This is a genomic window from Sorangium sp. So ce385 (assembly GCF_051474135.1).
Lineage (GTDB): Bacteria > Myxococcota_A > Polyangia > Polyangiales > Polyangiaceae > Sorangium > Sorangium cellulosum_D.
This window is the reverse complement of record NZ_CP150337.1, coordinates 13,890,926-13,904,202: the sequence shown is the minus strand read 5'-3', so window position 1 is coordinate 13,904,202 and position 13,277 is coordinate 13,890,926. Positions and strand designations below refer to the sequence as shown.

The 13,277-nt window shown below is 74.1% G+C and carries 11 protein-coding genes; 4 read left to right on the top strand and 7 right to left on the bottom strand.

The window, feature by feature from the left end:
* Positions 1–12: 12 nt before the first annotated feature.
* Complete coding sequence (locus tag WME83_RS50960) at positions 13–618, top strand: hypothetical protein (protein WP_437316951.1); 606 nt, start codon at positions 13–15, stop codon at positions 616–618.
* 85 nt (positions 619–703) lie between these two features.
* Here the strand turns inward: WME83_RS50960 and WME83_RS50955 are convergent, their stop codons facing one another.
* Positions 704–2,209, bottom strand: a complete 1,506-nt coding sequence (locus WME83_RS50955; protein WP_437316950.1) for a sigma-54-dependent Fis family transcriptional regulator — start codon at positions 2,207–2,209, stop codon at positions 704–706.
* 32 nt (positions 2,210–2,241) lie between these two features.
* Positions 2,242–3,084 (bottom strand): MBL fold metallo-hydrolase, encoded by an 843-nt coding sequence (locus WME83_RS50950; RefSeq protein WP_437316949.1) that lies wholly within the window; start codon positions 3,082–3,084, stop codon positions 2,242–2,244.
* Between the two features lie 555 nt (positions 3,085–3,639).
* Here WME83_RS50950 and asd point away from each other — a divergent pair.
* Genes asd through WME83_RS50935 form a run of 3 tightly spaced genes read left to right on the top strand, consistent with a single transcriptional unit; the run spans position 3,640 to position 8,772 of the window.
* Complete coding sequence (asd, locus tag WME83_RS50945) at positions 3,640–4,365, top strand: archaetidylserine decarboxylase (RefSeq protein WP_437322141.1); 726 nt, start codon at positions 3,640–3,642, stop codon at positions 4,363–4,365.
* Complete coding sequence (locus WME83_RS50940; RefSeq protein ID WP_437316948.1) at positions 4,362–6,695, top strand: methyltransferase domain-containing protein; 2,334 nt, start codon at positions 4,362–4,364, stop codon at positions 6,693–6,695. Before asd ends, WME83_RS50940 begins: the two co-directional genes overlap by 4 nt.
* Before the next feature lie 22 nt (positions 6,696–6,717).
* Complete coding sequence (locus WME83_RS50935) at positions 6,718–8,772, top strand: FAD-binding protein (RefSeq protein ID WP_437316947.1); 2,055 nt, start codon at positions 6,718–6,720, stop codon at positions 8,770–8,772.
* Between the two features lie 15 nt (positions 8,773–8,787).
* Here WME83_RS50935 and WME83_RS50930 read toward each other — a convergent pair whose 3' ends face one another.
* The 5 genes from WME83_RS50930 to rpmE all read right to left on the bottom strand — a co-directional run bounded on the left by WME83_RS50930 (position 8,788) and on the right by rpmE (position 12,784).
* The gene (locus WME83_RS50930) at positions 8,788–9,126 is read right to left on the bottom strand and encodes a histidine triad nucleotide-binding protein (RefSeq protein WP_437316946.1); all 339 of its coding nucleotides are present in this window, start codon (positions 9,124–9,126) and stop codon (positions 8,788–8,790) included.
* Positions 9,127–9,439: 313 nt separating this feature from the next.
* Entirely contained in the window at positions 9,440–10,003 is a 564-nt protein-coding gene (locus WME83_RS50925; RefSeq protein WP_437316945.1) for a hypothetical protein, read from the bottom strand.
* The gene (gene prfA / locus WME83_RS50920; protein WP_437316944.1) at positions 10,000–11,103 is read right to left on the bottom strand and encodes a peptide chain release factor 1; all 1,104 of its coding nucleotides are present in this window, start codon (positions 11,101–11,103) and stop codon (positions 10,000–10,002) included. The genes WME83_RS50925 and prfA overlap by 4 nt, the downstream gene beginning before the upstream one ends.
* A gap of 60 nt (positions 11,104–11,163) precedes the next feature.
* Positions 11,164–12,297 carry a DUF1385 domain-containing protein gene (locus tag WME83_RS50915; protein WP_437316943.1) on the bottom strand — a complete coding sequence of 378 codons (1,134 nt, stop codon included), beginning with the start codon at positions 12,295–12,297 and terminating at the stop codon, positions 11,164–11,166.
* Positions 12,298–12,577: 280 nt separating this feature from the next.
* A complete protein-coding gene (gene rpmE / locus WME83_RS50910) occupies positions 12,578–12,784 on the bottom strand; it encodes a 50S ribosomal protein L31 (RefSeq protein ID WP_012241637.1) in 207 nt (68 codons plus the stop codon).
* Between the last annotated feature and the right edge of the window lie 493 nt (positions 12,785–13,277).

Sequence of the window (13,277 nt, the reverse complement as noted above, 5' to 3'; positions counted from 1 at the left end):
ACGGTCGCGCGCGTGCCGAACCTGGATCGCATCGCCCTCGTGGTCGCGCTGAGCCTCGCCCTGCCGGCCCGGTCGCGCGCCGCCGACACGCCGCCCTCCTCGGCGCCGCGCAGGGTCGGCGAGCTCGGCGCGTCGTCCGTGCTGGCGTTCGGCTTGCTGCCTGCGGCGAGCGTCGGCCCCTCGCTGGAGGCCACCCTCCGCTGGCTCGACGCGTCCCTGTCGGTCGAGGCGCGGGTGCTCCGGGCGCTGGGCCGCGGCCCGAGCGCCGCCTCGATCCTGGGGCCGGAGAGCACCGCCGGCCTCGGGGTCATGTCGATCTGCAGGCACGAGGAGGCCGTCTTCGTGTGCACCTCCTTCCAGACCGGGGTCGTCGCCGCGGACGTCGACGAGGACCTGAAGCCGACGAACGGCGGCGAGCTCTCCTGGATGGTCACCTCCGGCCTGCGCGGGGGCGCCGCGTGGCCCCTCGTCCGCCACCTGGAGCTGCGCAGCTTCCTCGAGCTGCACGCCGTCCTGGAGCGCCCTCACGTGAGGGTCGACTCCATCGAGAGGTGGCGGGCGTCCTACGTCGCGGGGATCGTCGGCGTCGGCCTCTGGTTCCGCCTGAACCCGGAGTGACGCAGGCCTCCCGGCGCGCCGAGGCGCCCCGGCGCGGGCCCCCGCCCGGCGCGGGCGCCTCGCCGGAGGCGCTTGCGCGGCCGCCTCAGCTCTTCGTGCGGAGCGCGCGCGCCAGGGTGTTCCTGCCGACGCCGAGCCGCTTCGCCGCTTCCGTCTTGTTCCCCTCGCACGCGCGGACCATCGCCTCGACGTAGCGCCGCGTCACCTCGTCGAGCGTGAGGCCGAGCGGCAGCGCCACCTGATCGTCGCCCTCGGGCGCCGCGGCGGCCTGCGGCGGGGCCCCCCCGCGCCGGCGCGCCGGGAGGTGCCCGGCGGAGATGCGGCCGTCCGGCGCCAGGGCGATCGCGCTCTCCACCCAGTGCTCGAGCTCGCGCACGTTGCCCGGCCAGGTGTGGGCGCGGATGTGGCGGAGCGCGTCCAGATCGAAGCGCGGCGCGGGCCTGCCGTACCGCGTCGCGTAGACGTCCGCGAAGTGGCGGGCCAGCGTCTCGACGTCCTCGGGGCCGCGCTCGCGCAGGGCCGGCAGATCGATCTCGACCACGCGCGCGCGGTAATAGAGGTCCTTGCGGAAGCGGCCCTCGGCGACCGCGCGCTCGAGGTCGCAGTGCGTGGCGCACACGACGCGCACGTCGGCGCGGAGCGTCTGCCGACCGCCGACGCGCTCGAACGAGCGATCCTGCAGGAAGCGCAGGAGCTTGCCCTGGATGTCGAGCGGCAGATCCCCGAGCTCGTCCAGGAACAGCGTGCCGCCCTCCGCGAGCTCGACCTTGCCCGGCACGCGCCGGTCCGCGCCGGTGAACGCCCCGCGCTCGTGGCCGAAGAGCTCGCTCTCGACGAGCTGCGCCGGCAGCGTCGTGCAGTCGACCGTGACGAAGGGCCGCGTCTGACGCCGCGAGTTGACGTGGATCGCCCGCGCGAACAGGCTCTTGCCGGTGCCGGTCTCCCCGCGGAGGAGCACGGTCGCGTCGGTCTGCGCCGCGAGCTGGACCTTCTCGTACACGGCGGCGAGCCGCTCGCTGCGGCCGACGATCCGGTTGAACGGCCCCTGCAGCACGACCCCCGGCCCGCCGCCCTCGGCCGCGCGGAGCGTCGTCAAGAGGAGCGCGCGGGCGAGCTGCGTCGCGAGCGCGACGAGGTAGCGCTCGTCCTCCTCGTCGAACGGCGCCCCCGCGCGGTTCAGCAGCTGGACGACGCCGCGGATCGGCGCGGCGGCGTCCTCGCGGATCGGCGCGACGAGCATCGAGCGCGTCGTGTAGCCCGTCGCCCGATCGGCCGACGGATCGAAGCGCGGATCGCGCGCCGCGTCGTCGACGCGCACGACCTCGCCGGTCCTGGCGACGTGCCCCGCGATGCCTCGCTCGAGCGGCTGCCTGAGCGCGGGGAGCTCGGGGAGCACGGCGACGCGCGTGACGAGATCGCCGCGCTCCGCGTCGACGAGCCAGATCGTGGCGCGGTCGGCGCGGAGCGCCTTCGCGAGCCGCTCGCACGCCGTGCCGAGGAGGGCGTCGAAGTCGACCTCCCGGGCGAGGAGGGAGGCGAGATCGACGAGCAGCGAGAGGCGCGACATGGATAGCGGAGCAGGATCCAGCATAGAGGTCGCCGCCCTTGTCGTCACCCGCGTCATCACGCGGCCCGCGCGACGGCCTCGACGTCGATGCAGAGCCCCTCGCGCGCGGCGACCGAGGCAGGGAAGAGCTCGCGCGCGAGGCGCTCGATCTCGGCGACGCCAGCGTCCGTCCGCTGCGGGTCGTGGTGGAAGAGTACGAGCTGACGCGCGCCGCACGCCCGCGCGATCTCGGCGCCCGCGATGTACGTCGAGTGCCCCCATCCGACCCTCGATCGCCCGGCGTCGCCGCGGTACTCCTCCGGGGTGTACTGCGCGTCGTAGATGAGCACGTCGGCGCCGTCCGCGAGCGCGCGCAGCGCCGGATCGACGCAGGCGTAGTGCTCGGTGTCGGTCGCGTAGACGAGGCTCTTCCCCGCGTGCTCGAGGCGGTAGGCGAGCACGCCGCCCGGGTGGTTGAGCTTGGCGGTGCGCACGTGCACCTCGCCCACGTCGAACGCCTCGCCCGGCCGCGTCTCGCGCAGGGCGATCTGGGCGCCCAGCTCGTCGAGCCGGACCGGGAAGCTCGGCGCCGCCATCTGCGCCGACAGCGCCTCGCGGAGGGTCCCGACCCCGTGCGCGCTGCCCACGATCGACAGCTTCGAGCTCGGCAGGTACGCCGGCACGAAGAACGGCAGGCCCTGGATGTGGTCCCAGTGCAGGTGGGAGAGCAGCACCGTGGCCTCCACCGGCCCTTCCCGGAGCAGGGCATCTCCGAGCTTGCGAACGCCCGTCCCGGCGTCGAGGATGAGCTGCGTCGATCCGCAGCGGACCGCCACGCAGCTGGTGTTTCCGCCCACCGCCGCCGTCTCCGGCCCAGGCGAAGCGATGCTCCCGCGAACCCCCCAGAACCTGATCTCCATCGTCGTCGCGTGCCTCCTGGGCTCCCTTCAGCGAGCGGCGTGCCAGGGCGCAGGGACTTGAAATCGCTCCGCTTTTCTGCTGCCCCCGGGCGGGCCGATCGAAGTTGCAGCGCCGGGTCCGGATCGGCGCTTCAGAATGGAGCGCGCGGCCGGCGCGGTCTGCCGGCGCTCGCGCCGCCATTTGCGTGGGGCGGCGCTTCGCGGTTGACGCCCTCGCGGCGACGTGGAGAAACGTGGAGCGCGGGGGACGGGCCTTTCGTCGCGCCACGGATCGCGCTGAGCGTCGCGCGTCGCGTCAAGGCTGAGCTCCTTCGCTGGATGGGGGGACCGCGCCGGCGCGGAAAGGTTCGCCTGACCCGAGCGTTGACCGAGGTCCGTCCCGAGGCCTAGCATTCCTGCACCGCTCTCTTTCCCGCATTGTTACCGCCGCTCCGCACAATGACCGTTGCCACCTACGCCGCCGCACAGCTGTTGCGGGTGCTTCCGCGAGAGCGCATTACCCGGGCCGTTGGCCGCCTCTGCGACGCCAGAGCACCCGCCGCCGTCTTGAACGCGGTGGTCAAGCTCTACGCGCGCGCGTACCGCGTCGACATGGACGCCGCCGAGGTGCTGACGAGCCCTTACGAGAGCTTCGACGCGTTCTTCACGCGCAAGCTCCGCGAGGGGATGCGCCCTGTCTGCTCCGATCCCGGAGCCATCACCAGCCCCGCCGACGGCCGGATCGAGTCGCTCGGCCCCGTGACCGAGGGCGGGCGCCTGCTCATCAAGGGGCAGCCTTACCGCGTGGAGGACCTCGTCGGCGACCCCGCGGAGGCGTCGCGCTACGACGGCGGGCAGTTCGCGGTCGTCTACCTCTCGCCCCGCGACTACCACCGGGTCCACTCGCCCGTCGCCGGCCAGGTGAGCCTCATCCGCTCGATGCCGGGGGAGCTGTTCCCGGTGAACGCGATCGGCGAGCGCCACATCCCGGGCCTGTTCGCGCGCAACCGGCGCGTCGCGATCGTGATCGACACCGAGCGCCAGGGGCGCGTGACGGTCGTGATGGTGGGCGCGATGATCGTCGGACGGATCACGGTGAGCGCCATCGACGCGCGCGACGTGCCGCTCGGCGTGCACCCGATCTCGCCGGCCCTCCCGGTCGCGTGCGGCGAGGAGATCGGCAAGTTCCACCTCGGCTCCACCGCGGTCCTGTTCGTGGAGCGCGGGGTGTCGCCCCCCTGGAGCAGGGCTCCTGGGCCGGTCCTCTACGGTGAGCCGATGGACGGAGGGGGCAAGCAATGACGAGCGAGCGGCCGCGCAACCCCCTGGCCCAGGCCGCCCAGGAAGGCGGCGCCTCCGGAGAGCCCGGCGCGCCCCCGCCGGGCGAGGCAGGGAACGCGGCCGCGCTCGCGCCGCAGGGAGAGAGCTCGCTCCCCGCGCGCTCGTCCGTCGCTCCGCGGCCCGAGCGCACGCCCAGCGTGCGCCCGCAGCTCGCGACCACCACGCCGCTGCCGCGCCTCGACGTCATCCCGGGCATGGCCGACGGGAGCTCCGGCCGGCCGCTCTCGGAGATCCCGGACCTCGATCTCGATCCGCGCATCGCCGGGCCGCCGACGGAGCGCTCGCGCCACGGCACCCCCCTGCCGGCAACGCCCACCTCGAGGCGGGCCTGGCAATCGCTGGCCGCGGAGGTGGAGCGGGCCACGGAGGCAGAGCGCGGCGACGGCGCCAAGACCGCGCGCCGCCGCTCGCGGCGGCTCGTGAACGTGCCCGGAGACGCGGCGCAGCAGGGCGACGATCCGGGCGCCGCGCTCGACGCGGGCGCCGCGCTCGACGCGGACGCCGCGCTCGACGCGGGCGCCCCGCAAGCGGACACGGCGACGCCGCGATCGCTGGGGCTCGACGAGGTGGAGGACGACGGATGGCTGAGCGCCGCCGCGAGGCCTCCCAGCGAGCCGGCGATCGAGGTGCCCAAGACCGCCAGCAAGCCGGCGCCGCCGCCGAACCTGGCGGAGCTGGTCGCGCCGCGGGCGGTCCCCCGGCCGTCGCCGAAGTCCTCGAGCGTCCCGCCGATGCCGACGCCGGGGCTGATCATCGACCCGGACTCGGTCGCGGTGATCCGGCCGCTCCAGATCCTCAGCATCGAGTCGAACCTGCCGCCGGTCACCTCGCAGGCCGAGCCGCAGCCCGAGCCCGCCAGGCCGCCGCTGCTGACCGACCCGACCGAGCACGAGTGGCCGCCGCTCCAGTTCCGGATCGGGCCGGACTCGCGCCAGACTGTGCTGGGCCTCGACCCGTACCAGGAGGGCCCGGGGGAGGGCCCGCCGACGGCGCGCGACGCCGCCTTCGACGCCCTCCAGCCCGAGCCCAGGCGGCCGCAGCCCTCGGCGCCGGAGATCGAGGCGCGCCCGCTCGACTGGCGGCCCGGGTCGAGCCCGGAAGAGCTCACGGAGGTCGAGCCCGAGCCCGAGCAGGCCGACGAGGCCAGGGCCGACGCGACGAGCGTCCCGCCCGGGGCAGGCGGAGGCGAGCCGCAGCAGGTCGACCCGACGCGCATCACCTTGCCGCCGAAGAGCAGCGAGGTCGAGCTGGAGGAGGTCGAGCCCGAGCTGACCGACGAGGGCCGGGCCGCCCGCGCCGACGCCCAGGCGGCGCATCCCAAGAAGCCGCCGCCGCCGCCCCCGCCGCCGCCGCGGCGCCCGCGCGCGCAGGCGCTCGCCTCGCCGGATCTCGCGACGTTCACGTCGGTGCCGCCGCCGCCCGTGTCCGTGCCGCCGCCGCACGGCGATCCCTCGGCGCGCATCTCCGCTCCCCCCGCGCCGCCCGCGGCCAAGCCGCTCGATCTCGAGCCGAACTCCGGCCCGTCGACCGAGCCCGCCGCGCGCCGCAAGCGCCCGTGGTGGGAGGAGCTCTTCGGCGACGACTTCCTGCGCACGCTCGACAAGATCGACAGCAAGGTGGTTCGCCGCGAGGTCGACTTCATCGAGGAGCGGCTCGGCGTCGAGAAGGGCGCCGTGATCCTCGACCTCGCGTGCGGCGCGGGCGGCCACGCGATCGAGATCGCGAGCCGCGGCTACAGCGTGGTCGGCTTCGACCTGTCGCTCGCCATGCTGGCCCGCGCCGCCGACGACGCGCAGGACCGCGGCCAGAAGCTGAACTTCCTCCAGGGCGACATGCGCGAGATGACGTTCGAGGAGACCTTCGACGGCGTCTACTGCTGGTCGACGAGCTTCGGCTACTTCGACGACGAGAAGAACGCGGACGTGCTCGCCCGCATCCGCCGCGCCCTCCGCGCGGGCGGCATGCTCCTGCTCGACATCGTGAACCGCGACTACGTCGCGTCCCGCCAGCCGAGCCTCGTCTGGTTCGAGGGGGACGGCTGCGTCTGCATGGATGAGATGCAGGTCGATTTCTTCACGAGCCGGCTCAAGGTGAAGCGCACGGTCATGTTCGAGGACGGCCGCTCGCGCGAGATCGACTACTCGATCCGCCTCTACGGGCTGCACGAGCTCGGCAAGATGCTCCACGAAGCCGGCTTCAAGGTCACCGAGGTGACCGGCCACCCCGCGCATCCGGGCGTCTTCTTCGGCTCGGAGTCGCCGCGGCTCATCATCCTTGCCGAGCGCAGCTGACGCGCTAGGGGGCTCCTGACGCATGCGCTTCGAGGCCGCGATCTCGCGCGCGCTCCCGGGGATCCCGGCCAGCGCCTCCCCCGTCGATCAGATCGCCTACGCCCGCGATCTCTGGCCGCGGCACCACCTCGCCGTCACGGAGGGCCGCGTCGCCGAGCACCGGCCCGGGATGATCCTCTGGCCGGCGTCCACCGAGGAGGTCGCCCGGGTGGTCCGCTTCTGCGCGGACGAGGGGCTCCCGCTCGTGCCGTACGGCGCGGGCTCGGGCGTGTGCGGCGGCGTCCTGCCGGACGACCGCACGGTCGTGCTCGACCTGAAGCGGCTCTCCCGCCGCCGCTCGCTCGATCGCGAGGCCCCCTCGGTCGAGATCGAGGCCGGCGCCCTCGGCATCCGCTTCGAGGAGGAGCTCAACGCCGAGGGCTTCACGCTCGGCCATTTCCCGTCGTCGATCCTCTGCTCGACGGTGGGCGGCTGGGTCGCGGCGCGCAGCGCCGGCCAGTGCTCGGGGCTCTACGGCAAGATCGAGGACATGGTCGCGTCGCTCGAGTGCGTCGTCGGCCGCGGCGAGGTCGTCCGCTTCGATCGGCGGACGCGCGGCCCGGATCTGACGCCGCTCCTCATCGGCAGCGAGGGCGTGCTCGGCGTGGTCACCGCCGCGACGCTCCGGCTGCACCCCGCCCCGCCGGCGCGCGCGTTCGCCGCCTTCTCCTTCCCCACGCTGGAGGCCGGGTGGAGCGCGATGCGCGAGATGTTCCAGGCCGGCCTTCGCCCGGCGGTCTCGCGGCTCTACGACCCGTTCGACTCCTTCATGGCCCGGCTCGGCGCCGTGCGCCGGCAGCGCGGCCACGCCGGCGCGGGCGACGAGCCGACCGAGGGGCCGGCCGCGCGGGCGCGCGGCGCGCGGGGCCCGGGCACCGGCGCCGCCGTGCTGCGCGGCCTCCTGCGCGCGCCGGGGCTCCTCAACCAGGCCGTGGACGCCGTCGGGTCGCGCGTGCTCCGCGGCGCGACGCTCATCCTCATCTTCGAGGGCACGGCCCGCGCGAGCGCCGAGGATCTCGCCCGCGCCGCGGCGATCGCCGGGCGCGCCGGGGCCAGGCCGCTCGGCGAGGAGCCGGCGCGCCACTGGCTCGCGCACCGCTACAGCGTGAGCTACCGCCAGGCGCCGGTCTTCATGGCCGGCGCGTTCAGCGACACGATGGAGGTCGCCGCGCCCTGGTCGCGCCTCGACGCGCTCTACCGCGCGGTGCGCGGGGCGCTCGGGCGCCACGTCTTCGTGATGGCGCACCTGTCGCACGCCTACCCGGACGGCTGCAGCATCTACTTCACCTTCGCGGGCAGCGCGCCGACCGTGGCGCAGGCCGAGGCGAAGTACGACGCGGCCTGGCGGGCGGCCCTCGACGCCGCGGTCGACGCCGGCGGCACGCTCTCGCACCACCACGGCGTCGGCCGCAGCAAGGCGCCGCGGCTCGGCGCCGAGCTCGGCCTTGGCGCCGACGTCGTCCACGCCCTCCGGGGCGTCTTCGACCCCGCCGGCATCATGAACCCGGGCAACCTGCTCCCGCGCGAGGCCGCCCGCGCCGCGCGCCGCCCGGTGCCGCCGCCGCCCGCGTCGCCCGTGATCGACCGCGACTCGCTGCTCGTGCACGCCGCCGGCGAAGCTCGCCTCGGCGAGGTCGAGCGCGCGCTCGAGCAGCGCGGCCTCACGCTGGCGCTCGACTTCGGCGCGGCCTCGCGCGAGCTCACGCTCGACGCGTGGATCGCGGCGGGCGCCCCCGGCGCGCCGGATCCGTGGAGCGATCCGGTCGATCACCTCGTCGCCGGCTTCACCGCGCGCCTCGCGTCGGGCGCCGAGCTCGCGGTGCGCCCCGCCCCGCGGCGCGCCGTCGGTCCGGATCTCTTCGCGCTGCTCCTCGGCGTCGGCGGGCGCGTCGGCGCCGTCACGTCCGTGCACCTGCGCGCCCACGGCGCGTCGCGGCCGCGCGCGCTGCCGACCTCGCTGCCGCGGCAGCCGCCGCTCGGCCAGGCCGAGGCGGCGTGGCTCGACGCCGTGGTGAGCGCCGCCCGCGACGTCCGCTGAGCGGCGCCGGCCGCCTCAGCCGGGGGGCCAGGCCATGGGCCGGCCGCCGATGACGTGGACGTGCAGGTGGAAGACCGTCTGGCCGGCGTTCGCGCCGCTGTTCACGACGGTCCTGAAGCCGGCCTCCGCGATGCCGGTCTTCTCTGCGACCTGCCGCGCGGCGAGCAGCAGCCGCCCGAGGACGGCCTCGTCCTCGGGCGCGGCCTGGGCGATCCCCGCGATGTGGCGCTTCGGGATGACGAGCACGTGCGTGGGCGCCTGCGGGTTCACGTCGTGGAAGGCGATGACGTGCTCGTCCTCGAGCACGACCTTCGACGGGATCTCCTTGTTCGCGATCTTGCAGAAGATGCACATGGTCGCCTCCTAGTACCGCGCCGTACCGCGCGTCAGGAACCCCTAACAGGATTTCGGTCCGCCGCCCCGCGGACGGCGCGCGGCGGTCTGCTCGGGGCCGCCGGGCCCGCGAGGCGTCCGCGCCATCCCTGGCCCGCCGTTCGGCGGGGAGCTAGAGCGCCGATCAGCTTGAAACGCCCGAGAGTGAAGAGATTGGAACCACAGAGGCACAGAGGGCGCAGAGGGATGAAGAAAGGATTCTGAGCTCTCTCTTTCTCTGTGTCCTCTGTGCCTCTGTGGTTCATTTTCTCGGGGTTTCAGCCCGTTCGGTGTCCTAGGGCGCCTGCGTGTCGCGCCGCTCCCGGTCGCGGGGCAGCGCCCTGGTCGCCGGGTCCGGCTCTCCCGGCTCTCCCTGGCCGGGGGCCTCCAGCGCGCCGCCCTGCCCTTCCCTGGGCAGCATCCGGGCGAGCGCGCGCTCGATCCGCGAGGTGTCCGCCGGCTCGGGGAGCAGGTCGTCGGGCAGCGCGGCGCCCGCCGCCGGGCTCGGCGCAGCGCCCCCGGCGTCCTGCTGCACGGCGCGGGGGACCGTCCCGCGCGCGACCGCGATGCGGAGCACGGCGAGCTCGAGGTCGTCGAGCGCGGCGGTGCGCTTCAGCCCGAGCGACGGCACGTCGTAGGTGAGGAGCGCGCCGCCGCTCGCCGCGGGCGCGAGCCCGGCGCGGCCCGCGCCGCCGACCAGCTGCCGCACGATGCTCCTGAGCAGCGCCGCCCGCCGCCGCACCCGGCGCGCCTCGGGATCGGCATAGAGCGCGTAGAAGCGGTTCCGCGAGAACGTGGACGGCGCCAGCACGAGCGCGACGAACAGCGCCTCCAGATCGATGGGCGGCGTCCCCCTCACGTGAGGGGCTCCACCGCGCCGCCGGCGGGCCCCGAGAGCCCGCCGCGCCGCAGGAGCTCCGCCTGGCGGTGCGTGCGCAGCGCGCCGATGAGCTCGTCGAGATCCCCCTCGATGATCTTGTCGAGCTTGTGCAGCGTGAGGCCGATCCGGTGATCCGTCACGCGGTTCTGCGGGAAGTTGTAGGTCCGCACCTTCTGCGCGCGCTCCCCCGTGCCGACCATGGTCCTTCGCTCCGCGCTCTGGGCCTCCTCCTGCCGGCGCTGCTCGATCTCGAGCAGCCGGCTCCGGAGCACCTTCATCGCCTTCGCCTTGTTCTTCAGCTGCGAGCGCTCGTCCTGGCACTTCACGATCATGCCCGTCGGTAGGTGCTTGATCTGCACGGCGCTGTTCGTCGTGTTGACGCCCTGCCCGCCGGGGCCGCCCGACGCGGCGATCGAGATCTCCAGGTCCTTGTCGTCGATGTGCACGTCGACCTCGTCCGCCTCGGGCAGGACGGCGACGGTCGCGGTCGAGGTGTGGATCCGCCCCTGCGTCTCCGTCGAGGGGACCCGCTGCACGCGGTGCACGCCGCCCTCGTAACGGAGGTGGGAGTACACGTCCTGCCCCGAGATCAGCGCCGCGACCTCCTTGTAGCCGCCGGCGGAGGCCTCGCTCAGGTTGAGCACCTCGACCCTCCACCGCTTCGTCTCCGCGTAGCGGCAGAGCATGCGGAAGAGGTCGGCGGCGAAGAGCGCCGCCTCCTCGCCGCCCTCGCCGCTCCGGATCTCGATCACGGTGTTGCGCGCGTCGTTCGGGTCCTTCGGCAGGAGGAGCACCTCGAGCTCGCTGGCGAGCCGCTCGCGCTCCGTCTCGAGCTCGGGCAGCTCCGCCTGGGCGAGCTCGGACAGGTCGGGATCGTTCAGCGCCTCGCGGTCCTCGGCGATGCGCCGCTCGACGTCCCGCAGCCGCGCGAAGGCGACGACCACGGGCTCGATCTCGGTCCGCTCGCGGTTGAGCCGCTGGAGCTCGGCCGGGGAGGAGAGCACCGCCGGGCTGCACATGAGGTGCTCGAGTTCCTGAAAGCGGCGCTGGACCGCCTCGAGTTTCGCGATAGGTAGCATCTGCAATCCGAAGACGACGCGGAGGTGGACGGCGGCGGCGTGCGGCGGCGCTGGCGCGCGCTAGCCGTGGGCGCCAGCGTAGCCGGGGTCGGCCAGCAGCTTGGAGTAGTCCGCGAACACCCGATCGGGCTGGGCCGGCGCGGTCACCGACTCCTCCCGCCAGAGCGTCGCGCGGAGCGAGGCGAGGGCGACCTCCAGCTGCGCGTCGTCCGGCTCCGCCGTCGTGATCTTCTGGACCAGGAACCCCGGCCAGAGCAGCACGCGGAGCGGGCCGGTGGTGCAATAGCGGGCGAAGAGCCGCTGGATCTCGAAGGTCACCGCGGCGATCAGCGGGAGGAACGGCAGCTTCATCAAGAAGAAGCCGACGCTCTCGACGAGCCGGCCGCCGGGCAGCTTGGGCAGGAACGCCCCGAGGGACGCCCCGGCCACCGAGAACACCACGATCGACACGAGCGCCACCATCACCAGGAACGTGGTCCCGCAGCGGGGGTGCATGGCCGTCTTGCGGCGCGCGTTCTCGACCTCGAGCGCCTCGCGCGCCTCGTAGGTGGAGATCGCCTTGTGCTCCGCCCCGTGGTACTGGAAAACGCGCCGGACCTCGGAGATCTGGCGGATCAGAAGGAGGTAGGCGACGACGATGGCGAGCTTCGCCACGCCGGTGATCGCCTGGAACCCCGGCGACGTGACCTCCAGCCCGAGGCCGAAGACCTTGTTGACCAGCTCGGCGCCGGCCTGAGGCGCCGCCACGAAGAGCAGGACGGCGAAGAGGATCGGGATGACGCCCATCCCCCCGCCTCTCTTCTTTCCATCCGCGCCTCCGTCCGCGCCGCTGCCGCCGGGCGCCGGGCCGCCCGCGACCTGCGCGGGCTCGACGTCCTGCGTCGCGATCGCGGCCATGCTGAGCGCCAGGGAGGTGAGGCTCGCTCCGCTCGCCGAGCCGGCGCTCGAGCGCTTGGAGGCCGGCCCCTTGGCCGGGGCCGCCTCTTCGGCCGCCAGATCCTGCTCGTAGAGATCCGCGGACCAGCGGAGCGCCTGAGACCCGAGGCGCAGCGACTCCACGAGCGTCGCGACCCCCCGCACGAACGGCCACGTGCGCGGCCCCCTGGAAACCGCGGTCATCGGCTGCTCGCGCACCACGAGCTCCCCCGAGCGGCGCCGGCAGACGATCGCGACCGAGCTCGGCGATCGCATCATGACCCCCTCAATCACCGCTTGGCCGCCGATATACGGACGTGCAGGCTGATCGCTCATACGCGTTCCAATCTAGCGCATCACGCGGCTTTCGCATCGGCCTGGCCGATCAGCGCCGCGAAGGTGGATGGGCGACGTCTCGGCCGCTCGCGCTGCGCAGGTCGGCCGCTCGGGCCGGGCAGCGCGCTCGGGACGAGCGCGGGCCGTCGGCACGCCCCGGGCGGGGCGGCGTGACGGGCGCATCTGTAAAGAGGGGATGTCGAGGAAGGGACGAGCCGCCCGCCTACTTGCCAGCGGTCGCGTACTTCTTGCGGAAGCGGTCGACGCGGCCGGCGACGTCCATGATCTTGTGCTTGCCCGTGTAGAACGGGTGGCAGGCGGAGCACACGTCGGTCGTGAAGCTGCCGCGGGTGGAGCGGGTCTCGACGACGGCGCCGCACGCGCAGGTGATCGTGGAGGCCTTGTACTCGGGGTGGATGCCGGGCTTCATGGTGAGTCCTTCGGGTGTTGCGAGGGAGGGCGCCTATAGCTCAGGGCGTCTCGGACCGCAAGAAGCCCCTCCAGCGCGCCGCGTCTTCACGCGCTCCCGCGGCGTGCTCCCGCGCCGGAGTCTGCCGGACGGGCGTTCGGCGCGGGTTGCGTGAGGAGGTCGCGCGGCCGGAGAGGTCCTGGCGTGGCCCGCGGAGCCCGCCGCTCCGCACCGACGCGGCACCTCGAACCGGAGCGCCGGCTGGAGGCGCTCGACGGCGCGGAGCGTGGACGCTCTACGTGCGGCCCGAGGGCGCTCCCGTCAAGCGTCCGGCCCGGCTGGCCCGCGCGCACGGCAATTGCTAGGGGCGGCGTTGACGCTCGGATGCACATGGTTAGTTTCGCGGTCGCGAGCCAGCGAGCTCGCGAAATCCGGCGAAAGTATCCGAATTCCCAGCGGTTTTTGACGGCTCTGGAGCAGGGGCTCGCGGCAGCTGTCAGCCGGGCCCTGCTGG

Coding starts and splice junctions, on each gene's coding strand:
- prfA (WP_437316944.1), bottom strand. CDS start 11,103: ATGCTACCTATCGCGAAACTCGAGGCGGTCCAGCGCCGCTTTCAGGAA.
- WME83_RS50950 (WP_437316949.1), bottom strand. CDS start 3,084: ATGGAGATCAGGTTCTGGGGGGTTCGCGGGAGCATCGCTTCGCCTGGG.
- WME83_RS50935 (WP_437316947.1), top strand. CDS start 6,718: ATGCGCTTCGAGGCCGCGATCTCGCGCGCGCTCCCGGGGATCCCGGCC.
- WME83_RS50955 (WP_437316950.1), bottom strand. CDS start 2,209: ATGCTGGATCCTGCTCCGCTATCCATGTCGCGCCTCTCGCTGCTCGTC.
- rpmE (WP_012241637.1), bottom strand. CDS start 12,784: ATGAAGCCCGGCATCCACCCCGAGTACAAGGCCTCCACGATCACCTGC.
- WME83_RS50940 (WP_437316948.1), top strand. CDS start 4,362: ATGACGAGCGAGCGGCCGCGCAACCCCCTGGCCCAGGCCGCCCAGGAA.
- WME83_RS50930 (WP_437316946.1), bottom strand. CDS start 9,126: ATGTGCATCTTCTGCAAGATCGCGAACAAGGAGATCCCGTCGAAGGTC.
- WME83_RS50915 (WP_437316943.1), bottom strand. CDS start 12,297: ATGATGCGATCGCCGAGCTCGGTCGCGATCGTCTGCCGGCGCCGCTCG.